General features: G+C 71.8%; 14 protein-coding genes. 10 read left to right on the top strand and 4 right to left on the bottom strand.

Annotation, left to right across the window (positions count from 1 at the left end; genetic code table 11):
* Positions 1–133: 133 nt before the first annotated feature.
* Together ACFWGP_RS17965 and ACFWGP_RS17970 are read left to right on the top strand one after the other, a co-directional pair.
* Complete coding sequence (locus tag ACFWGP_RS17965) at positions 134–2,056, top strand: hypothetical protein (protein ID WP_376931502.1); 1,923 nt, start codon at positions 134–136, stop codon at positions 2,054–2,056.
* Positions 2,057–2,998 (top strand): tetratricopeptide repeat protein, encoded by a 942-nt coding sequence (locus ACFWGP_RS17970; RefSeq protein WP_231430785.1) that lies wholly within the window; start codon positions 2,057–2,059, stop codon positions 2,996–2,998.
* A 39-nt stretch (positions 2,999–3,037) separates the two neighbouring features.
* Here ACFWGP_RS17970 and glgB read toward each other — a convergent pair whose 3' ends face one another.
* The gene (gene glgB / locus ACFWGP_RS17975; RefSeq protein WP_376931503.1) at positions 3,038–5,251 is read right to left on the bottom strand and encodes a 1,4-alpha-glucan branching protein GlgB; all 2,214 of its coding nucleotides are present in this window, start codon (positions 5,249–5,251) and stop codon (positions 3,038–3,040) included.
* On the bottom strand, positions 5,244–7,265 hold the full coding sequence (locus ACFWGP_RS17980; protein WP_376931504.1) for an alpha-1,4-glucan--maltose-1-phosphate maltosyltransferase: 2,022 nt from the start codon (positions 7,263–7,265) through the stop codon (positions 5,244–5,246). Before ACFWGP_RS17980 ends, glgB begins: the two co-directional genes overlap by 8 nt.
* A gap of 121 nt (positions 7,266–7,386) precedes the next feature.
* Here ACFWGP_RS17980 and glgP point away from each other — a divergent pair, with 121 nt between their 5' ends.
* Positions 7,387–9,966: an alpha-glucan family phosphorylase gene (gene glgP / locus ACFWGP_RS17985; protein ID WP_275506864.1), complete on the top strand. Its 2,580-nt coding sequence runs from the start codon at positions 7,387–7,389 to the stop codon at positions 9,964–9,966.
* 48 nt (positions 9,967–10,014) lie between these two features.
* Here glgP and ybaK read toward each other — a convergent pair whose 3' ends face one another.
* Positions 10,015–10,515 carry a Cys-tRNA(Pro) deacylase gene (ybaK, locus tag ACFWGP_RS17990; RefSeq protein ID WP_275506865.1) on the bottom strand — a complete coding sequence of 167 codons (501 nt, stop codon included), beginning with the start codon at positions 10,513–10,515 and terminating at the stop codon, positions 10,015–10,017.
* Complete coding sequence (gene glgX / locus ACFWGP_RS17995; protein WP_275506866.1) at positions 10,512–12,599, bottom strand: glycogen debranching protein GlgX; 2,088 nt, start codon at positions 12,597–12,599, stop codon at positions 10,512–10,514. The genes ybaK and glgX overlap by 4 nt, the downstream gene beginning before the upstream one ends.
* Positions 12,600–12,699: 100 nt before the next feature.
* Here glgX and ACFWGP_RS18000 point away from each other — a divergent pair, with 100 nt between their 5' ends.
* The 7 genes from ACFWGP_RS18000 (at position 12,700) to gatB (ending at position 21,487) form a co-directional block, all read left to right on the top strand.
* On the top strand, positions 12,700–13,929 hold the full coding sequence (locus ACFWGP_RS18000; RefSeq protein WP_275506867.1) for a cysteine desulfurase family protein: 1,230 nt from the start codon (positions 12,700–12,702) through the stop codon (positions 13,927–13,929).
* Positions 13,930–14,014: 85 nt separating this feature from the next.
* A complete protein-coding gene (gene mnmA / locus ACFWGP_RS18005; RefSeq protein WP_231430792.1) occupies positions 14,015–15,154 on the top strand; it encodes a tRNA 2-thiouridine(34) synthase MnmA in 1,140 nt (379 codons plus the stop codon).
* A gap of 60 nt (positions 15,155–15,214) precedes the next feature.
* Positions 15,215–15,463, top strand: a complete 249-nt coding sequence (locus ACFWGP_RS18010; protein ID WP_376931505.1) for a hypothetical protein — start codon at positions 15,215–15,217, stop codon at positions 15,461–15,463.
* A 201-nt stretch (positions 15,464–15,664) separates the two neighbouring features.
* Complete coding sequence (gene ligA, locus ACFWGP_RS18015; protein ID WP_376931506.1) at positions 15,665–18,016, top strand: NAD-dependent DNA ligase LigA; 2,352 nt, start codon at positions 15,665–15,667, stop codon at positions 18,014–18,016.
* A gap of 107 nt (positions 18,017–18,123) precedes the next feature.
* The gene (gene gatC, locus ACFWGP_RS18020; protein WP_231430794.1) at positions 18,124–18,426 is read left to right on the top strand and encodes an Asp-tRNA(Asn)/Glu-tRNA(Gln) amidotransferase subunit GatC; all 303 of its coding nucleotides are present in this window, start codon (positions 18,124–18,126) and stop codon (positions 18,424–18,426) included.
* Positions 18,423–19,964: an Asp-tRNA(Asn)/Glu-tRNA(Gln) amidotransferase subunit GatA gene (gene gatA / locus ACFWGP_RS18025; protein ID WP_231430795.1), complete on the top strand. Its 1,542-nt coding sequence runs from the start codon at positions 18,423–18,425 to the stop codon at positions 19,962–19,964. Before gatC ends, gatA begins: the two co-directional genes overlap by 4 nt.
* Positions 19,964–21,487 carry an Asp-tRNA(Asn)/Glu-tRNA(Gln) amidotransferase subunit GatB gene (gene gatB / locus ACFWGP_RS18030; RefSeq protein WP_231430796.1) on the top strand — a complete coding sequence of 508 codons (1,524 nt, stop codon included), beginning with the start codon at positions 19,964–19,966 and terminating at the stop codon, positions 21,485–21,487. Before gatA ends, gatB begins: the two co-directional genes overlap by 1 nt.
* The last annotated feature ends 132 nt before the right edge of the window (positions 21,488–21,619 follow it).

A 21,619-nucleotide genomic window follows, 5' to 3' on the forward strand; every position in this document is an offset into this window, starting at 1 on the left:
TCTGATTGTACGGGGCTTCGGGATGCCGCGTTTGCGCGTGTCGTTCAGGCGGTGGGCAGGCGACTCCCAGACTCTGCCGGTAGTGTGGAATGTCTTTGTCGGATGCCGCAGCAGCGGCTTGGGAGGTCAGTTCGTGCGCTTCGTCTTCGCTATCGTGGCGTTCGTCGCCGCGGCCGTGATGATCGGGCTCGGTATCGCCCAGCGCACGGTGCTCATGGAGCCCGACCGGGCGTCGATGGCGATCGAGTCCGACGGCGCGACGGCATTCACCGTGCTCGAACCCGACGCGCTCGAAGCGAATCCCGGCAAGCAGGAGATCACCGTCTCCGGCGACGGCGCCATCTTCATCTCGTACGGGCGCAGCGCCGACATGGTCGCCTGGCTCGGGTCGACGCCGTACCAGTCGGTGCACTACGACCCCGAGGCGAAGTCGCTCGTGAGCGAAGTCGTCACGACCGACCCCGCCGACGACCCTCAGGCCGAGACGCCCACCGAGACCCCTGCGCCGGCGACCGCGACCCCTACCCCGACGGCGACCGCGCCGGCGACGCCGGGTGCGACCGCGACGCCGGCCCCGGTCGATCCCGAGGTGCTCGCGGCTGCGACGCCGGTCGGTTCCGACCTCTGGCTCGACGAGTTCACGGGCGACCGTTTCGTGACGACGACGATCGACGTACCCGAGGGCATCTCCGTGCTCATCGCCTCCGACGGGGTGAATCCCGCGCCGGCCCGAGTCGCGCTCGACTGGCCGAGTGACACGAAGACCCCGTGGGCCGGCCCGCTCATCGCCGGGGGCGCGCTCGTGTTCCTCGTCGGACTCGGCCTGCTCATCTCCGGCTTCGTGCGGCACCGTCGCTCGCGCGGCCCGCGCAGAAACCTCCCGAAGGGCCCCCGCGGCAGGCTGCCGAGCGCGCCGAAGCCCTCGAGGCGCAATCAGGTCACGGGCGGTCGCCGCGCGATCGGTCGCGCGAAGCGCGTCGTGATCGTTCCCGCGGTCCTCGTACCCGCGCTCGCGCTCAGCGCGTGCTCGGCCGACTACTGGCCGAGCTTCGAGAGCGAACAGGCTCCCGCGACCACTGCGCCGGCGACCCCAGACGCGAGCGTCGCGGCGACGGAGGCCGCCGACCCCGAAGAGCCCGTGGTCGAGCCCGCCGTCACCGTGCCCCAGATGGAGCGCATCATGCGCCGGATCGCCGTCTTCACGAGCGAGGTCGACCAGGCCGGCGATGCGACCCGCGCAACCGAACGGTTCGCCGGCCCCGCCCTGACCGCGCGCGTCGCGAACTACAAGATCCGGGCGACCCTTCCCGACCACCCGCTGCCGACGGCGATCCCGGCTTCGCCGCTCACGCTCACGCTTCCGCAGCAATCGACCGGCTGGCCGCGCACGGTGCTCACGATCGCGAAGAACGCCGACGACGAGACGATCGCCCCGACGGCGCTCGTGCTCGTGCAGGAGACGCCGCGGGACAACTACCACGTCGTCTACCAGACGGCGCTCGTGCCGGACACCGAGGTGCCCGAGGTCGCACCGGCCTCGATCGGGGCACCCCCGATCTCGCCCGAATTCAAGGGGCTCGTCATGCCGACCGGCGAGGTGGCGGCGGCGTACGCCGACATCCTGCAGAACGGGGCGGCGAGCACCTTCGCACCGATGTTCGACCTCGAGGCGTCCGACCTCGACGAGGCGCTGAACGCGGCGACTCGCAAGGCTGAGGCCGAGAAGGCGAACCCGACGGCGACGCTCACCGTCTCGACGGCAGCCGGCAGCGCGCCGGCGATCGGGCTCGGCACGATCGACGCCGGTGCGATCGTGTCGGTCGACGTCGTCCGCGGCGAGAAGAGCGTGCCGAACGATGGCGGCACGACAGGCTTCCAGGAAGGCGGCAGCGCCGCCGCGCTGTCCGGATTCACCGGCCAGAGCGCGAAGGGCGTCCAGCGTGTGAGCGACATCCAGCTGCTCTTCTACGTCCCCGGCGTCGGTGCGGGGGAGGAAGCGCAGATCGAACTGCTCGGCTGGTCCGAGAGCCTCGTCTCAGCTGCGGAGGTCAAGTAGATGACGAACCCGATTCCCCCCTCAGGCGCATCGCTGCGCGGTGCGGTCGACCTCACGGCGCTCGTGCAGCGCCAGCAGGCGGCCGCCCAGCCGGCCGGCGCCCACGCGCCGGCGTCAGCCGATCGCATCGTCGTCGAGACCGACGACGCCTCGTTCGGCCAGGTCCTCGAGCTCTCGCGCACGCTGCCCGTCGTCGTCGCGGTATGGGCGTCGTGGAGCGAACCGTCCCAGCAGGTGCTCGCGTCGCTCGAGCGCCTCGTGCGTGCTCGCGAGGGCCGGCTCGTGCTCGCGGCGGCCGATGCCGATCGCAGCCCGCAGCTCGTGCAGGCGCTCCAGGTGCAGTCGGTCCCGACGGTCGTCGCCCTCGTCGCCGGTCAGCCCGTGCCCCTGTTCGCGGGCGAGCAGCCCGACGACGTCGTCTCGCAGCTGTTCGACCAGCTCCTCGAGCTCGGCGCGCAGCACGGCGCGGGCGGGCGAATCGAGACCGGTGACGAGGCGGAAGGCGAGGCGCCGCCCACCGAGCAGCCCCTGCCGCCGCTCCACCAGGAGGCGTACGACGCGATCGAACGCCGGGACTACGACGCGGCCGCCGCCGCGTACCGCACGGCCATCGCGCAGGACCCCCGCGACGCGCTCGCGGTCGCCGGCCTCGCCCAGGTGAGCCTGCTCGGCCGGCTCGCCGGCAAGACGCTCGATTCCATCCGCGCCGCGGCCGCCGCATCTCCCGACGACCTCGGAGCGCAACTCGACGTCGCCGACCTCGACATCTCGGGCGGCCACATCGACGACGCCTTCGACCGCCTGCTGACGCTCTTCCCCGAGCTCGATGCCGACGGTCGCAAGGCGGTGCGGGAGCGGATCGTCGAGCTGTTCGAGGTCGTCGGAACGGACGATCCGCGAGTCGCAGCGGCCCGCGCCCGGCTCGCGAGCCTGCTCTACTGACACCCGTCGAATCGGCGAGCGACGACCCGGCCCCGAGCCCTACTCGTCGAGTTCGAACCAGACAGCGGCGAGCGGCGGCAGCGTGAAGGCCGCCGAGGCCGGCCGCCCCGCCCAGGGCACCGCCTCGGCCTCGACCCCGCCGAGGTTGCCGACGCCCGAGCCGCCGAACTCGGAGGCATCCGAATTGAGCACCTCGCGCCACCGGCCGGTGAACGGGAGGCCCAGCCGGAACCGGTCGTGCGGCCTGCCCGCGAAGTTGACGATGCACAGGAGCGGTCGCCGGTCGCCGTCGTAACGCAGGAACGCGAGGACGTTCTCGGCGGCCGCCCCGCCCTCCACCCACTCGAATCCCGCCGCGTCGTCGTCGAGCTGCCAGAGCGCCGCGGTCGTGCGATACCGGCGGTTCAGCGCGCCCACGAACTCGGCGAGCTGCCGGTGCGATGGCTGGTCGAGGATCCACCAGTCGAGGCCGCGCTCTTCGCTCCACTCGCTGAGCTGGCCGAACTCCTGGCCCATGAACAGCAGCTGCTTGCCGGGATGCGCCCACATGAATGCGAGGTAGGCGCGCGTGTTCGCGAGTTGCTGCCAGTGGTCGCCCGGCATCTTGCGCACGAGGGAGCCCTTGCCGTGCACGACCTCGTCGTGGCTGATCGGCAGGATGAAGTGCTCGCTGAACGCGTAGAGGAACGAGAACGTGAGTTCGTGGTGGTGGTGCGAGCGGTACAGCGGGTCGTTCTGGATGTACTGGAGCGAGTCGTGCATCCACCCCATGTTCCACTTGTAGCCGAACCCGAGCCCACCGGATGAGGTCGGTGCGGTGACACCCGGCCACGACGTCGACTCCTCGGCGATCATCACGATGCCGGGATTGCGCTTGTACGCGGTCGCCGTCGCCTCCTGCAGGAAGGCGATCGCCTCGAGGTGCTCGCGGCCGCCGTGCACGTTCGGCAGCCACTCGCCCTCGGCGCGCGAGTAGTCGAGGTAGAGCATGGATGCCACGGCGTCGACCCGCAGTCCGTCGACGTGGAACTCCTCGAGCCAGAACAGGGCGTTCGCGACGAGGAAGTTGCGCACCCGGGGGTTGCCGAAGTCGAAGACGAGGGTGCCCCAGTCCTGCTGCTCGCCGCGCCGCGGGTCGGCGTGCTCGTAGAGGGGTTCGCCGTCGAACCGCGCGAGTGCCCACTCGTCCTTCGGGAAGTGCCCCGGCACCCAGTCCATGATCACGCCGATGCCGGCGCGATGCAGCCGATCGATGAGGTAGCGGAGGTCGTCGGGAGAGCCGAACCGGCTGGTGGCGGCGTAGTAGCCGGTCACCTGGTAGCCCCATGACCCGCCGAACGGGTGCTCGGCGAGCGGCAGGAACTCGACATGCGTGTAGCCGAGCCAGTCGAGATACTCGATGAGCTCGTCGGCGACCTCGCGGTACCCCTTGCCCGGGCGCCACGATCCGAGGTGCAGCTCGTAGATCGACATCGGGCGTTCGTGCGCATTGGTCGTGGCACGCCGGTCGAGCCAGTCGCCGTCGCCCCACTCGTACCGGCTGTCGTCGACGATCGAGGCGGTCGCCGGGGCGGTCTCGGCGCGCCTGGCCATGGGGTCGGCCTTCATGATCCACTCGCCGCCGGAGGTGAGCAGCTCGAACTTGTACAGCGCCCCGGGCTCGAGGTCGGGTACGAACAGCTCCCAGACGCCTGACGCCCCCATGCTCCGCATGGCGTGGCCCGAGCCGTTCCAGCGGTTGAAGGCGCCGACGACCCGCACCGCGCGGGCGCGCGGGGCCCAGACGGTGAACGCGGTGCCGCTCACGCGCCCGTCGACGCCCCAGTGCTCGCGGAAGCGCGCGCCGAGGACCTGCCAGAGCTGCTCGTGTCGGCCCTCGGAGATGAGGTGCAGGTCGAGCTCGCCGATCGTCGGTGCGAATCGGTACGGATCGTCGGCGGTCCATTCCGAGCCGTCGTCGTAGCGGGCCTCGACGAGGTAGTCGGTCGGACCGAAGCGGCCCGCGCCCGCCCAGACGCCGTGCCCGACGTGCTCGAGCGCCAGGGTGGTGCCGTCGGCGAGCACGGCGTCGACGCCCGCGGCCAGCGGTCGGAGCGTGCGGATCGCCGTGAGCGGCCCCGGCTCCTGCGGTGCGTCGAACCCGTGCTGGCCGAGGACCGAGTGGGGATCGCTGTGCCGGCCCTCGGCCACCGCCGCGAGCACCTCGTCGGGCACGACGGGCGCGGTCACCGGGGAGGGGGGCGTGTCAGGCATCCGAGCCTCTTCTCACGTGCAGGATGTGTGCGGGTCGGGTGAAGGCGTCCAGCCGGACGTAGTTCGACGGACCCCACTCCCAGCGCGACCCGGTGACGAGGTCGTCGACCTCGAACCGGGCGCCGGCCTCGAGCCCGATCGCCTCGAGGTCGAGGTGCACGGTGGTCTCGCGCACCGAGTGCGGGTCGACGTTGGCGACGACGATCAGCGTGTCGTCCTCGCCGTCGGGCGTGAACCGGCCGTCGAGGTGCTTCGAGTAGACGAGCACCGAGTCGTCGTCGCTCGCGTGGAAGCGGATGTTGCGGAGCTGCCCGAGTGCGGGGTGCTCCGCGCGGATGCGGTTGAGGATGCCGAGGTAGAGCGCGAGCGAGCGGCCCTCGGCTTCGGCCGCGGCGAAGTCGCGCGGCTTGTACTCGTACTTCTCGTTGTCGATCGCCTCCTCGGCGCCGGGGCGCGCGACCGACTCGAAGAGCTCGAAACCCGAGTAGACGCCCCACAGCGGGGCCGCCGTCGCGGCGATGGTCGCCCGCACGGTGAACGCGGCGGGCCCGCCGAACTGCAGGTACTCGGTGAGGATGTCGGGCGTGTTCACGAACAGGTTCGGCCGCATGAAGTCGGCGGTCTCCTGCGACACCTGGGTGAGGAACTCCTCGAGCTCGGCCTTCGTGTTGCGCCACGTGAAGTACGAGTACGACTGCTGGAATCCCGCCATCGCGAGCGCCTGCATCATCGCCGGTCGCGTGAACGCCTCGGCGAGGAAGACGACGCCCGGGTCGTCGGCGATCACGGCCCCGATGAGCCGCTCCCAGAAGGCGAGCGGCTTGGTGTGCGGATTGTCGACGCGGAAGATGCGGACACCCTGCTTCATCCAGTGCCGCACGATGCGCAGCACCTCGTCGAAGATGCCCTGGGGGTCGTCGTCGAAGTTGACGGGGTAGATGTCCTGGTACTTCTTCGGCGGGTTCTCGGCGAATCGGATCGTGCCGTCGGGCAGCACCGTGAACCACTCGGGGTGCTCGGCGACCCAGGGGTGGTCGGGCGAGGCCTGGAGAGCGAGGTCGAGGGCGACCTCGATGCCGAGCTGATTCGCGCGGCGCACGAAGGCGCGGAAGTCGGCGAGGGTGCCGAGGTCGGGGTGCACGGCGTCGTGCCCGCCGGCGCTGCCGTCCTTCTGCGGCCCGCCGATCGCCCATGGCGAGCCCGGGTCGCCGGGGCCCGGGTCGAGCGTGTTGTTGGGGCCCTTTCGGTTGGTCACGCCGATCGGGTGGATCGGAGGCAGGTACACGACGTCGAACCCCATCGCGGCGACCCCGTCGAGCCGCTTCTGCGCGGTGCGGAAGGTGCCGCTCTTCCAGGTGCCGTCCTTCTGGCGCTTCGCGCCCTCGGAGCGTGGGAAGAACTCGTACCACGACCCCACTCCGGCGCGGCGTCGTTCGACGAGCAGGCGCTGCTCGGGCGAATCGGTCGACAGCCGGGCGAGCGGCCGCGCGTCGAACTCCGCGAGCACGGGTGCGTCCACGAGGGCGCGGCGGTCGGCGGGGGATGCCTCGCCGTCTCGCAGCGCGCCGGCCAGCGCCGTGAGGCGCTTGCGCACCGCCCGAGGGCGGTCGGTCTCCGCGGCAGCCCGTTCGACGAGCCTCGCGCCGACCTCGTACATGAGCTCGACGTCGACGCCCGCGTCGATCTTGACGCCCGCGTCGTGACGCCAGGTGGCGATCTCGTCGTCGAACCCGGTGACGTGCCATCGCCACTCGCCGGTCTCGTCGAGCCGGACGAGCGCCTCCCATCGATCGGTGCCGGGGGCGAGCGGGGCCATCCGGTGCCGCTGCTCCACGCCCGAGGGACCGTTGATGACGAGCATCGCCCCGACCCGGTCGTGCCCTTCGCGGAACACCGTCGCGCGGAACGGCACGACCTCGCCCTCGAACGCCTTCGGATGCCAGCGGGGGTCGGGCACGGCCGGGGTGAGCCGCGTCACGGGGATGCGGCCGGCGAGCGCGGTAACGGTGGTCACGTTCCGACCGTAGCGCGTCGGCCCGCGCGCGGCCCGAATCGTTCCTCGCGGGTCGAGGAGGACCACGCCCGCGTTGCGCACGGTTCACACGCCCGACACGAGCGCGACCTAGGGTGGAGCCGTGAAGTCGATCCGGAAGTTCACCGTCCGAGCCGTCGTCCCTGTCCGCCTCGGCGCGCTCGAGGAGCTCGCGGCCAACCTGCGCTGGGCATGGCACGAACCGACGCGCCGCCTCTTCGAGCACATCGACCCCGACGCGTGGTCGCGGTCCGAACGTGATCCGGTCACCTTCCTCGGCGAGGTGGATCCGGCACGGCTCGACGCGCTCGCCGCCGACGACGACTACGTCGCATGGGCCGAGCGCGAACGCGAGGGACTGCGCCGGTATCTGGAAGAGCCGCGTTGGTACCAGGGCCTCGAGGGCGAGCGCCCCGGACTCGTTGCGTACTTCTCGCCCGAGTACGGCATCACTGCGGCCCTGCCGCAGTACTCGGGCGGACTCGGCATCCTCGCCGGCGACCACCTCAAGGCGGCGTCCGACCTCGGCGTGCCGATCGTGGCGGTCGGCCTCTTCTACAAGGCCGGATACTTCGCGCAGTCGATCTCCTCCGACGGATGGCAGCAGGAGCGCTATCCCGTGCAGGACCCGGACGGCCTGCCGCTCACGGTGCTGCGCCGCTCCGACGGCAGCGCGGTCCAGGTCTCGCTCGCGCTGCCGGACGGCGGCACGCTGAGCGCCCGCGTCTGGCGAGCGGCCGTCGGCCGCGTCGAGCTGCTGCTGCTCGACACCGACGTCCCGGCGAACAGCGACGAGCATCGCGCGATCACCGACCGGCTCTACGGCGGCGGCAGTGAGCACCGGCTGCTGCAGGAACTGCTGCTCGGCATCGGCGGGGTGCGGGCGTTGCGCGCCTGGGCGGAGCTCGTCGGCGCCCCGGCGCCCGAGGTCTTCCACATGAACGAGGGGCACGCCGGCTTCCTCGGCCTCGAGCGGATCTCGGCCTACATCGGCGAGGGACTCGCCTTCGACGAGGCGCTCCAGCTCGTTCGCTCGGGCACGGTCTTCACGACCCACACCCCCGTGCCGGCCGGCATCGATCGCTTCGACCGCGCGCTCGTCGAGCGCTACGTCACCGCGGAACTGCTGCCCGGGGTCGATCCCGACGCAGCGCTCTCGCTCGGCGTCGAGCCCGGCGCCGACCCTGCGGCGAGCGCATTCAACATGGCCGTCATGGGGCTCCGGCTCGCCGGCCACGCCAACGGTGTCTCCGAGCTGCACGGGCAGGTCAGCCGTCGCATGTTCGGCGACCTCTGGCCGGGTTTCGACGCCGACGAGGTGCCGATCACCTCGATCACGAACGGGGTCCACGCGCCGACATGGACCGATCCGTCGCTCACCGCGCTCGCCGAGCGCGAACTCGGCACCGACGACAGCGAGCACGCCGACTGGCTGAGCCCTGCGGTCGCCGACGCCGATCTCTGGGCCGTCAAGCGGGAGATGCGCGCCCGACTCGTCGCGGATGCCCGGCGGCGGCTCGAGGCGAGCTTCGGCGAGCAGCACGCGGGTGCGCCCGCTCCCGAGTGGATCTCGAACGCACTCGACCCCGAGGTGCTCACGATCGGCTTCGCCCGTCGCGTTCCGACGTACAAGCGCCTGACGCTGATGCTGCAGGATCCGGAACGCCTGAGGGCGATCCTCACCGATCCCGACCGCCCCGTGCAGTTCGTGGTCGCCGGCAAGTCGCACCCCGCCGACGACGAGGGCAAGCGCCTCATCCAGCGCCTCGTCCAGTTCGCGGCGCAGCCCGACGTGCGCGAGCGATTCGTCTTCCTGCCGGACTACGACATGGCGATGGCCGAGCGGCTGTACCCGGGCTGCGATGTCTGGCTCAACAACCCGTTGCGTCCCCTTGAGGCCTGCGGCACCTCGGGCATGAAGGCGGCGATGAACGCCGCGCTCAATCTCTCGATCCTCGATGGATGGTGGGCGGAGTACGCGGGTGACGACTTCGGCTGGGTCATCCCCTCGTCGGATGCGGCCGGCGACGCGGCCGAGCGCGATGCCCGCGAGGCGGGGGCGCTCTACGACCTCCTCGAGCACCGCATCGTGCCGGCGTTCTACGACCGGCCCGTCGAAGCGGACGGGCGGGCCGGCTACTTCGAACGCGACGCTGATCGGGTGCCGGCCGAGTGGCTGCAGATGCTTCGCACGACGATGACCCGCCTCGTGCCCGAGCTCGGTGCCGATCGCATGGTGCGCGAGTACGTCGAGCGGCTCTATCGGCATGCCGGCGAGTCCTTCGAGCGCATGCGCGCCGACGATGCCAGGGGTGCGCGCGAGTTCGCGGCCTGGGCCGCGAGGGTGCGTGCCGCGTGGCCCGGGGTGAAGGTGCTGCACGTCGAATCGGGCGGGCTCGACCAGCCCGCGGTCGGCGACGAGCTGCACGTGCGCGCCGAGGTCGAGCTCGGGGGCCTGGGCACGGACGACGTCGCCGTCGAACTCGTCTCGGGCCGAAGCCTCGCGGACGACTCGATCGGCGACCCGCGCCGCACCGCGCTCGTCCCCGCGGCCGGAGGCGGGTACGAGTGCACCGTCACGCTCGATCGTGCCGGAGCGTTCGGCTACTCGGTCCGGGTCGTGCCGTCGCATCCGCTCATGACGAACCCGGCGGAGCTCGGACTCGTCGCGATCGCATCCTGACGACCGGGCGATGACCGCGACCGGCGGCGGACTCGACGCCGGGTCGCGTCAGCGGGCGCGGGCGATCGGCGCGTAGCGGCCGCCGGTGACGGCGAGGAGGTCGTCGGGGGAGAGCTCGAGGTCGAGACCGCGCCGGCCGCCCGAGACGCAGATCGTCTCGCAGATGATCGCCGACTCGTCGAGCACCGTCGGCAGCGGAGTCTTCTGGCCGATGGGGCTGATGCCCCCGACGACGTACCCGGTCTTCCGCTCGGCGACCCTGGGGTCGGCCATCTCGGCGCGCTTGCCGCCGAGCACGGCCGCGAGCGCCTTGAGGTCGAGCTGCATGGCGACGGGCACGATGCCGACCGCGAGCGCGCCGTCGACGTCGGCCAGCAGGGTCTTGAACACGCGGTCCGGGTCGATTCCGAGCTTCTCAGCGGCCTCGAGGCCGTACGCGGCGGCGCGCGGGTCGTGCTCATAGGCGAGCGGGGTGAACGCGACGCCGGCCCGAGCGAGGGCGAGCGTCGCGGGCGTACCCGCCGACGAGGCATCCGCCTTCTTGGTCACCGCCCACCGCCCTCGGCGCGGAACAGGCGCATCGACGGGCCGGTGATGCGCAGGCGCGCACCGGGGGCGAGTTCGCCCCCGCCCGAGGAATCGGTCTCGGGCGTCTCCTCGGCGGAGTCCCACAGCGGCAGGTAGCCGGTGACGCCGTCGACGGCCGGCAGCACCACGTCGGCCTCCGTCTCGCGGGCGTGCACGACGAGCAGGATCCGGTTGAACGCCTCGGTCTCGGGCGTCGACGCCGCGACGAACTGCAGGGTGCGTTCGACCGGCGAGTTCCAGTCGTCGATGCCCATGGTCTCGCCGTCGGCGTTGAACCAGTACATCTCCGAGGCGCTCGGCGTCGTCTCGCCGTCGCGGCCGAAGCGGATCGGCCGGAGGGCCGGGTTCTCGGCGCGCAGGCGCAGCAGGTGCCTCGCGGTGGCGAGGAGCGCCGGTGCATACCGGGGGCGCTCGGCCGGATCCCACGCGAGCCAGGTGAGCGGCGAGTCGTGGCAGTACGCGTTGTTGTTGCCGCGCTGGCTTCGTCCGAACTCGTCGCCCGCGGTCAGCATCGGAACCCCGGCCGACAGCAGCAGGGTGCCGAGCAGGTTGCGGATGCTTCGCCGCCGTGCCGCCCGGACGACGGGGTCGGCCGCCTCACCCTCGACCCCGTGGTTGTACGAGTTGTTGTGATCGGTGCCGTCGCGGTTCTGCTCGCCGTTGCCGAGGTTGTGCTTGACGTCGAACGCGGTCAGGTCGGCGAGCGTGAACCCGTCGTGCGCGGTGACGAAGTTGAGGCTCGCGAGCGGGCCGCGCTCGGGCGAGAACGTGTTCGACGACCCCGCGAGCCGGGTCGCGAAGCGGCCGATGCCGCTGCCCGCCGAACCCGATTCGCGCTCGCGGCGCAGGTCGCCGAGCCAGAAGTCGCGCATGCGGTCGCGGTAGCGGTCGTTCCACTCGCTGAAGCCCGTCGGGAATCCGCCCGTGCGCCATCCGCCCGGACCGACGTCCCACGGCTCGGCGATGAGCTTCGAGGCGCCGATCACCGGGTCGTCGAGCATGCCGCGCAGCAACGGGTGGTCGGGGGTGAACTCGCCGTTGGCATCGCGACCGAGCGTCGCCGCGAGGTCGAGGCGGAACCCGTCGACCTGCAGTTCGCCGCTGAAGTAGCGCATCGAGTCGAGCACGAGCCGCACCGCGGCGTCGTGCCCGAAGTCGACCGTGTTGCCGCAGCCGGTCGTGTCGACGTACCGGCCGTGCGCGTCGTGTCGGTAGTAGTTCGCGTTGTCGATGCCGCGGAAGCTGTAGGTCGGCCCTTCGCGCCCCTCCTCGGCCGTGTGGTTGTATACGACGTCGAGCACGACCTCGAGGCCCGCTTCGTGCAGGCGACGGACCATGCCGGCGAACTCGCGGCGCACGGCGTGCGCGCCTGCGGCCTGCGCTGCGGCGCTCGCGTACGGCGCGTGGGCGGCGAAGAACGCGAGGGTGTTGTAGCCCCAGTAGTTCGGCTTGCCCTGGCGCACGAGCCGCTGCTCGGGGACGAACGCCTGCACCGGCAGCAACTCGACCGTCGTCACCCCGAGGCCCGTCAGGTATTCGAGCGAGGCGTCGTGGGCGAGCCCGGCATAGGTGCCGCGGAGCGGCTCGGGGATCGCGTGGTTGAGCTTCGAGAACCCGCGTACGTGCGTCTCGTAAACGACCGTGCGGTCGAGCGGCACCGCGGGCTTGCCGACGCCGCCCCAATCGAAGCCCGCGTCGGCGAGTCCGCCGAGCACGACGCCGCGCCACGAGCCGTCGTCGGCACGGGCGAGGCCGCGCGCGTACGGATCGAGCAGCGTGTGCACGGGGTTGAACGCATGATCGAACCCGGCGGGACCGTCGACCCGCAGCCCGTAGTGCGCGCCGGGCACCAGCGACGGGGAGGCCCCCGTCCAGACGCCGTCGGCATCGCGGGCGAGCGGCATGCGTTCGGCCGCCCAGTCGAGGTCGTCGGGATCGAACACGACGAGGTCGACGCTCGTCGCGTGCTCCGACCACACCCGGATGCGCCCGCCGTCGGCGTCGGCGCGGACGCCGAGCTCATCGAGGGGATCGGGCGCGGGCATGCGATCTACAGTAGTTCTTGCGGGAGCGACCGCTGGAAGCGCATGCAGGCGGCGCGCCGAGGCATCCATCTCGGATCGGACGACCACGAAGGGCGGGCGAATGGTCTACCTCGACCACGCGGCGACCACGCCGATGCTGCCCGAGGCGATCGAGGCGATGACCGCCGCGCTCGCCGTGGTCGGCAACCCCTCGTCGATCCACAGCGCGGGCCAGCAGGCGAAGCGCCTGCTGGAGGAGTCGCGCGAGCGGATCGCCGCGACGCTCGGCGTCGACGGCATCGAGATCGTGTTCACCGGCAACGGCACCGAGGCGGTCAATCTCGCGATCAAGGGACTGTGGTGGCAGCGGCGCGGCGCGGGCGGTGCCGACCGCTCTCGCATCCTGGTTCCGGCCGGAGAGCACCACGCCACGATCGACACGGTCGACTGGCTCGCCGAGCACGAGGGCGCCGAGATCGTCGAGATCCCGCTCGACGAGGTCGGGCGGGTGCGGCTCGACGTGCTCGCGGCGGAACTCGCCGATGCCGAAACGGTCGCGCTCGTCACCACGCTCTGGGCCAACAACGAGGTCGGCACGATCCAGCCGGTCGAGGAGGTCGCCCGACTCGCCGCCCGCGCCGGGGTGCCCCTGCACGTGGATGCCATCGCCGCCTACGGCCAGGTGCCGATCGACGTGCGCGCGCTGCGCCGCGCGACGGAGGCACCGCGTGGCGCCGGGCTCGTCGCGCTCAGCGTCTCGGCGCACAAGATCGGCGGGCCGGCGGGCATCGGCGCACTCGTGCTCGACCGCTCCGCAGCGGTCGAGCCGCTCATCCACGGTGGCGGGCAGCAGCGCAAGGTGCGGTCCGGCACCCAGGATGTGGCGGCGGCGGCGGCCTTCGCGGCGGCGGCCGAGATCGTCGCGGCGCGCCTCGACGACGATGCGACCCGCATGGCCGGGCTCCGCGACCGTCTCATCGCCGGCGTGGTCGAGGCGGTGCCGACTGCGCGACTGTCGGGCGATGCCGGGCCCGGGGCATCCGCCCGGCTGCCGGGAAACGTGCACTTCTCCTTCCCCGGTTGCGAAGGCGACTCCCTGCTCTTCCTGCTCGATGCGGCCGGGGTGGCCGTCTCGACCGGCTCCGCCTGCCAGGCGGGTGTGCCCGAGCCGTCCCACGTGCTCATGGCGATGGGTCGGTCCGAGTCCGACGCGCGCGGTGCGCTGCGGATCACGCTCGGGCACGCGTCGACCGAGGCCGACGTCGATGCCTTCCTCGCCGCACTGCCCGCTGCGCACGCCCAGGCGGCGAAGGCCGGGCTCGCCGGCCGGGCGACCTCGTTCGACCGCTGACCGTCGATCGGTGATCGCGTCGGGCGCGCCGCGCATCGAGGAGCCGCCCACCGCCTCTTCAGACTGCCCTGCCTACACTGGAGGGGTGAAGGTCCTTGCAGCGATGTCAGGCGGCGTCGACAGCGCCGTCGCGGCCGCGCGCGCCGTCGAAGCCGGCCACGAGGTCGTCGGCGTGCATCTCGCGCTGAGCCGCATGCCGGGCACCCTGCGCACCGGCAGCCGCGGGTGCTGCACCATCGAAGACTCGATGGACGCGCAGCGCGCGGCGAACGTGCTCGGCATCCCGTACTACGTGTGGGACTTCTCCGAGCGGTTCAAGGCCGACGTCGTCGACGACTTCATCGCCGAGTACTCGGCCGGCCGCACGCCGAATCCGTGCATGCGCTGCAACGAGCGCATCAAGTTCGCGGCCCTCCTCGAGAAGGCGCTCGCCCTCGGGTTCGACGCCGTCGCCACCGGACACTACGCGAAGGTCGTCACGGGCGACTCGGGTGCGCTCGAGCTGCACCGGGCGAACGCCGAGGCGAAGGATCAGTCGTACGTGCTCGGCGTGCTCACGGCCGAGCAGCTCGCGCACGCGTACTTCCCGCTCGGCGACACGGCGTCGAAGCAGCTCGTACGTGCCGAGGCGGCCCGGCGCGGGCTCAGCGTCGCGCAGAAGCCCGACTCGTACGACATCTGCTTCATCCCCGACGGCGACACGAAGGGCTGGCTCGCCGACAAGGTCGGCGTCGCCGAAGGCGACATCGTCGACCGATCGGGCTCCGTCGTCGGATCGCACGATGGGGCGCATGCGTACACGGTCGGGCAGCGCAGGGGCCTGCGCCTCGGCACGCCCGCGCCCGACGGCAAGCCGCGCTTCGTGCTCGAGGTGCGACCGAAGGAGAACACCGTCGTCGTCGGCCCGAAAGAGGCGCTCGCCGTCGCCGAGATCGCGGGAGCGCGATATTCGTGGGCCGGGCTCGATCCCGTCGCGTCGGGAATCATCGCCTCGCCCGGCGAGGCGTTCGACTGCGAGGTGCAGATCCGCGCGCACGCCGACCCGGTGCCGGCCGTCGCCCGCATCGATCAGGATGCTCCCGGCTCCGCCGAACTCGTCGTCCGCCCCGCCGAGCCGCTCGGCGGCGTCGCCCCGGGCCAGACCGCGGTGCTCTACGTCGGCACGCGAGTGCTCGGCCAGTTCACGATCGACCGAACCGTGAGCGCGGTGCCGGTCGAGGCATAGGCTCGCCGCCGGGCCGCACCGCCGGGCGCTCCGCGTTGCTGCCGTCGAGATCGACGGCGGGTGCGCCTCGCCCTCGCCCTCGGGGTCGCCGGTCGCATGGCCCGCTTCAGCGGCGTCGTGCAGGGACTCGCGGTCCGGGCGTGGGCCCTCCTCGCCGCGATCGTGGGTGCGGTGGTGAGCGTGGTGGCCGGCAGGAGCGCCTCCGTGCTCGGCTCCTTCGACGCCTTCCCGCGGCTCCCGGTGCCGACGACGCACTGTCGATCGTCGCCGTCGCCGTCGCCGTCGCCGGCCTCGTGGCGGTCGTCGTGAGCCCGGGCGGTGCGATCCTCGGCGGTGTCATCGGCGTCCGGTACCACCGTCGCGTCGATTCGTTCGGGCTCGACGCGCAGCGGCATCCCGGTCGATCCATCCGGCACCCGCCATCTCCTCGGGTGCCGAGCGCAGGAGTCGGCGCCCCGCGGGCTCGTCGATCGGACCCCCACTGTCGGACGGCCTCCCTAGGATTGGCCTGTGAGCGAGACTCCCGCCGAGAACGACCTTCCGACCGACTTCGAGACGGCCCGCGCCGAGGCCGACGCGCTCACCGCGCGCATCGAGAGCGCCCGGCTCGCCTACTACGGCGACGGCGATTCGCCGCTGTCCGACGCCGAGTACGACGCCGACTTCCACCGACTCGAGGCGCTCGAGCGCGCGTTCCCCGAGCTCTCCGGCCAAGACAGCCCGACCCAGCAGGTCGGCGCCGCGGTCGTCTCCGCCGGGTTCCCCGAGCACGAGCACGCCGAGCGCATGCTGAGCCTCGACAACGTCTTCTCGATCGACGAGTTCCGCGACTGGGCGGCGAAGACGGCCGCTGCGGCCGGGCGGCCGGTGCGCTGGCTGTCGGAGTTGAAGATCGACGGGCTCGCGATCAGCCTCGCCTACCGCGACGGCGTGCTCGAGACCGCGACGACGCGCGGCGACGGCCGGGTCGGCGAAGACATCACCGAGAACGTCGACTTCATCCCGGCGATCCCGCGGCGGCTCACCGGCGAGGGGTATCCCGGCTTCTTCGAGGTGCGCGGGGAGGTCTTCCTGCGCACGACCGACTTCGAGGCCCTCAACGAGCGCCAGCACGAGCTGCAGTCCGCCTACGAGGCCGATCAGCTCGCGAAGGGCCGGCCGGCCGACCAGATCCCGACCAAGTACCCCGAGTTCGCGAACGCCCGCAACACGGCCGCGGGCAGCCTGCGCCAGCGCCGCGAGAAGAAGACGGGTCTCGAACTCGAGCTCATGCGCGAACGACTGGGCCGGCTCGAGCTCTACCTGCACGGCATCGGCGCCTGGGCGCACCCCGACGTCCGCAACCAGTCCGAGATCTACGGCCTGCTCGCCGGCTGGGGCCTGCCGGTCTCACCGCACTCCCGCGTGTTCGACACGGTCGACGAGGTCGCCGATTACATCGCCGAACGCGGCGAGCACCGGCACTCGGTGGAGCACGAGATCGACGGCATCGTCGTCAAGGTCGACGAGCTCGACCTGCACGACGAGCTCGGCGCCACGAGTCGTGCGCCCCGCTGGGCGATCGCGTACAAGTACCCGCCCGAAGAGGTGCACACCAAGCTCCTCGACATCGTCGTGGGCGTCGGCCGTACCGGTCGCGCCACGCCCTACGCGGTGATGCAGCCGGTGAAGGTCGCCGGTTCGACGGTGCGGCAGGCGACGCTCCACAACCAGCAGGTGGTGCGGGCGAAGGGCGTCATGATCGGTGACACGGTCGTGCTGCGCAAGGCGGGCGACGTCATCCCCGAGATCCTGGGTGCGGTCGAGCAGCTCCGCGACGGCACGCAGGTCGAATGGCACATGCCCGAGCTGTGTCCTGAGTGCGGTACGCCGCTGCGCGCCATGAAAGAGGGCGACATCGACCTGCGCTGCCCCAACGCGCGGTCGTGTCCGGCGCAGGTGCGCGGCCGCATCGAGCACATCGGTTCCCGTGGCGGCCTCGACATCGAGGCGCTCGGCGAGGTGACCGCCGCGGCGCTCACGCAGCCGTCGTTCCCGGCCGACCCGCCGCTGCCGACCGAGGCGGGTCTCTTCGAGCTCACCATCGAAGAACTGGTGCCGATCGAGGTCGTCGTGCGCGATGCCGAGACCGGCGAGCCCAAGGTCGACGAGGCGACGGGCGAGCCGGTGAAGCGCGCCCCGTTCCAGAAGGTGCGCATCACCTACCCGCCGGGCACCGAGCAGCTCACCGCCGCCGAGCGCCGGGCCGCGGGCGTGAAGAAGGACTTCCGCGAGCTCGGGCCGTCGGAGGCGGCCACGAAGCTCCTCGCCGAACTCGAGAAGGCGAAGACCAAACCGCTGTGGCGCCTCATCGTGTCGCTCAACATCCGTCACGTCGGCCCGGTCGCCGCCCGCGCCCTCGCCGACTGGTTCGGCTCGCTCGAGGCCATCCGCGCGGCGAGCCGCGAACAGCTCGCCGAGGTCGAGGGGGTCGGCGGCATCATCGCCGACTCGCTCATCGACTGGTTCGGCGTCGACTGGCACGTCGAGATCGTCGACCGCTGGACGGCCGCGGGCGTGCAGTGGTCGACGCCGGGGCACGCGGGCCCCGGCGCCGCCGCCGAGGCCGGCGGCGTGCTCGCCGGCCTCATCGTCGTCGCCACGGGTTCGCTCGACGGGTTCACGCGCGAGGGCGCCCAGGAGGCGATCATCGCCGCCGGCGGCAAGGCCGCGTCGAGCGTCTCGAAGAAGACCGACTTCGTGGCGGCCGGACCGGGTGCGGGCTCGAAGCTCGCGAAGGCCGAAGAACTCGGCATCCGCGTACTCGACGCCGCGCAGTTCGCCGTGCTCGTGAGCGAGGGGCCGGCGGCGCTCGACGGGTGATCGGCAGGGTGGCGAGGCATCCTCGACCGATCGACGGCGCCGCAGGCGACGCGGGGGCCGCTCGAATAGACTTGCCGGTATCCCCGTCACGACACGTTCGGAGCAGCATGCCTGAAATCAGTGCCGAGCAGGTCGCGCATCTCGCGACCCTCGCTCGCATCGCGCTCACCGAAGAGGAGATCGCGCACCTCACCACCGAGCTCGGCCAGATCATGCAGGCCGTCGAGCAGGTGAATCGCGTCGCGACTCCCGAGGTGCCGCCGACCAGCCACCCGATCCCGATGCAGAACGTCTTCCGCGCCGACGTCGTGACCGACGACGTGCTCAGCCCCGAGCAGGCGCTCGCCGGCGCCCCCGAGCGCGACGGCGACCGCTTCGTCGTCTCCGCGATCCTGGGGGAGGAGCAGTGAGCCACGCCGACGACCTGATCCGGCTGAACGCCGCCGACCTGGCCGGCCGCCTCGCCGCGGGCGACGTCTCGTCCGTCGAGGCGACGCGTGCCCACCTCGATCGCATCGCCGCCGTCGACGGCGCCGTGCACGCGTTCCTCCACGTCGACGCCGACCGCGCCCTCGCGGCCGCCGCCGAGGTCGACCGTGCGCGTGCCGCCGGCGAATCGCTCGGCGAGCTCGCGGGCGTGCCGATCGCGATCAAGGACGTGCTCGTCACCGAGGGCATGCCCTCGACCTCGGGTTCCAAGATCCTCGAGGGCTGGATCCCGCCGTACGACGCGACCCCCGTGCGCAAGGTGCGCGAGGCCGGGCTCATCCCGCTCGGCAAGACCAACATGGACGAGTTCGCGATGGGCTCGTCAACCGAGCACTCGGCGTACGGCCCGACGCACAACCCGTGGGACCTCGAGCGCATCCCCGGCGGTTCCGGCGGCGGCTCGGCCGCGTCGGTCGCGGCGTTCGAGGCGCCCCTCGCACTCGGCAGCGACACGGGCGGCTCGATCCGCCAGCCCGCGCACGTGACGGGCACGGTCGGCGTGAAGCCGACCTACGGCGCCGTCAGCCGCTACGGCTCGATCGCGCTCGCCTCGAGCCTCGACCAGATCGGCCCCGTCACGCGCACCGTGCTCGACGCCGCGCTCCTGCACGACGTCATCGCCGGGCACGACCGGCACGACTCCACCTCGATCGACATGCGCTGGCCCTCGATGGCCGAGGCCGCGCGCAACGCCGACGTCAAGGGGCTGCGTATCGGCGTCGTGAAGGAGCTCGATTCCGACGGGTTCCAGGCCGGAGTCCGCCAGCGCTTCCACGAGTCGCTCGAACTGCTCGAGCAGCAGGGCGCCGAGATCGTCGAGGTCTCCGCGCCCAACTTCGAGTACTCTATCGCGGCCTACTACCTGATCCTGCCGGCTGAGGCCTCGTCGAACCTCGCGAAGTTCGACTCGGTGCGCTTCGGCCTGCGCGTGACGCCCGACGGCGGCGGCACGGTCGAGCAGGTCATGGCCGCGACCCGCGAGGCCGGCTTCGGCCCCGAGGTGAAGCGCCGCATCATCCTCGGCACCTACGCCCTCTCCGCTGGGTACTACGACGCGTACTACGGCAGCGCCCAGAAGGTCCGCACGCTCGTGCAGCGCGACTTCGACGCCGCCTTCGCGAAGGTCGACGTGCTGGCCACGCCGACCGCACCCACGACGGCGTTCAGGCTCGGCGAGAAGCTCGACGACCCGCTCGCGATGTACCTCAACGACGTCGCGACGATCCCGGCGAATCTCGCCGGCGTGCCCGGCATCTCGGTCCCGTCGGGCCTCGCGCCCGAAGACGGGCTGCCCGTCGGCATCCAGTTCCTCGCGCCCGCGCGTGAGGACGCACGCCTCTACAACGTCGGCGGTGCGCTCGAGCAGCTGCTGATCGCAGAGTGGGGCGGGCCGATCCTCGCGAAGGCGCCCGACCTCACGACCCACGAGCTCACCGCGACCGAGGAGGGCGCACTCTGATGGCGCGCGTCGAACTGATGGACTACGAGAAGGCCCTCGAGCTCTTCGAGCCGGTGATCGGCCTCGAGGTGCACGTCGAGCTCAACACCGAGACGAAGATGTTCTCGCCCGCGCCGAACCCGGCCAACGAGAAGTACCACGGTGCCGAGCCCAACACGCTCGTCTCGCCCGTGTGCCTCGGCCTGCCGGGGTCGCTCCCGGTCGTGAACGGCGACGCCGTCGAGAAGTCGATCTCGCTCGGCCTCGCGCTCGGCTGCTCGATCGCCGCGTCGAGCCGCTTCGCGCGCAAGAACTACTTCTACCCCGACCTCGCGAAGAACTACCAGATCTCCCAGTACGACGAGCCGATCGCGTTCGAGGGATCGGTCGAGGTGGAGCTCGCCGACGGGCGCACCTTCCAGGTGCCGATCGAGCGGGCGCACATGGAGGAGGACGCGGGCAAGCTCACGCATGTGGGCGGTGCGACGGGCCGCATCCAGGGTGCGGAGTACTCGCTCGTCGACTACAACCGTGCCGGCGTGCCGCTCGTGGAGATCGTCACGAAGCCGATCTTCGGCGCCGAGGCCGATGCGCCCGAGCTCGCGAGGGCGTACGTCTCGACGATTCGCGACATGGCGCTCTCGCTCGGCATCTCCGAGGCGCGCATGGAGCGCGGCAACCTCCGTTGCGACGCGAACGTGTCGCTGCGCCCGCGCGGTGCCGAGCAGCTCGGCATCCGCACCGAGACGAAGAACGTGAACTCGTTCCGCTCGATCGAGCGGGCGGTGCGCTACGAGATCCAGCGCCAGGCCGCGATCCTCGCGAAGGGCGGCACGATCACGCAGGAGACGCGGCACTGGCATGAGGACACGGGCACCACGAGCCCCGGCCGTCCGAAGTCCGACGCCGACGACTACCGCTACTTCCCCGAGCCCGACCTGGTGCCCGTGGTGCCGACGACCGAGCTCATCGAGTCGCTGCGTGCAGCCCTGCCCGAGCCGCCGGCCGCCCGGCGCCGCCGCCTGAAGGGCGAATGGGGCTTCACCGACCTCGAGTTCCAGGACGTGGTGAACGGCGGTCTCCTGAACGAGGTCGCCGCGACGATCGCGGAGGGTGCGACGCCCGCCGCTGCACGCAAGTGGTGGACGGGCGAGCTCACCCGGCTCGCGAACGCGAGCGAGACGGATGCCTCGGGGCTCGCGACGCCCGAGCAGGTCGCCCAGCTCGCGGCGCTCGTCGACGCGGGCACCCTCACCGACCGCCTTGCGCGGCAGGTGCTCGAGGGCGTCGTCGCCGGTGAGGGCTCGCCGCAGGAGATCGTCGACGCGAGAGGGCTCGCCGTCGTGTCCGACGACGGTGCACTGATCGCGGCGATCGACCAGGCGCTGGCGTCGCAGCCCGATGTGCTCGAGAAGATCCGTGACGGCAAGGTTCAGGCCGCCGGCGCCGTGATCGGCGCGGTCATGAAGGCGATGCAGGGCAAGGCCGACGCGGCTCGCGTTCGCGAGCTCGTGCTGGAGCGAGCCGGCTCGGGCGGAGCATAGCCGAGGCCGATGCTGAGAGCCGGGGCCGGGGGGGGGGCGCCTCGGCCCCGGGGCTGAGGCGGTTGAAGGCGAGGCCCCCGGGAATTCGATGGCCCCGTCACGAGTGGCGCGGGCCCCCAGGGAGTCGTCGGT

The organism is Agromyces sp. NPDC127015 (genome assembly GCF_042725165.1).
Taxonomy (GTDB): Bacteria; Actinomycetota; Actinomycetes; order Actinomycetales; family Microbacteriaceae; genus Agromyces; species Agromyces chromiiresistens.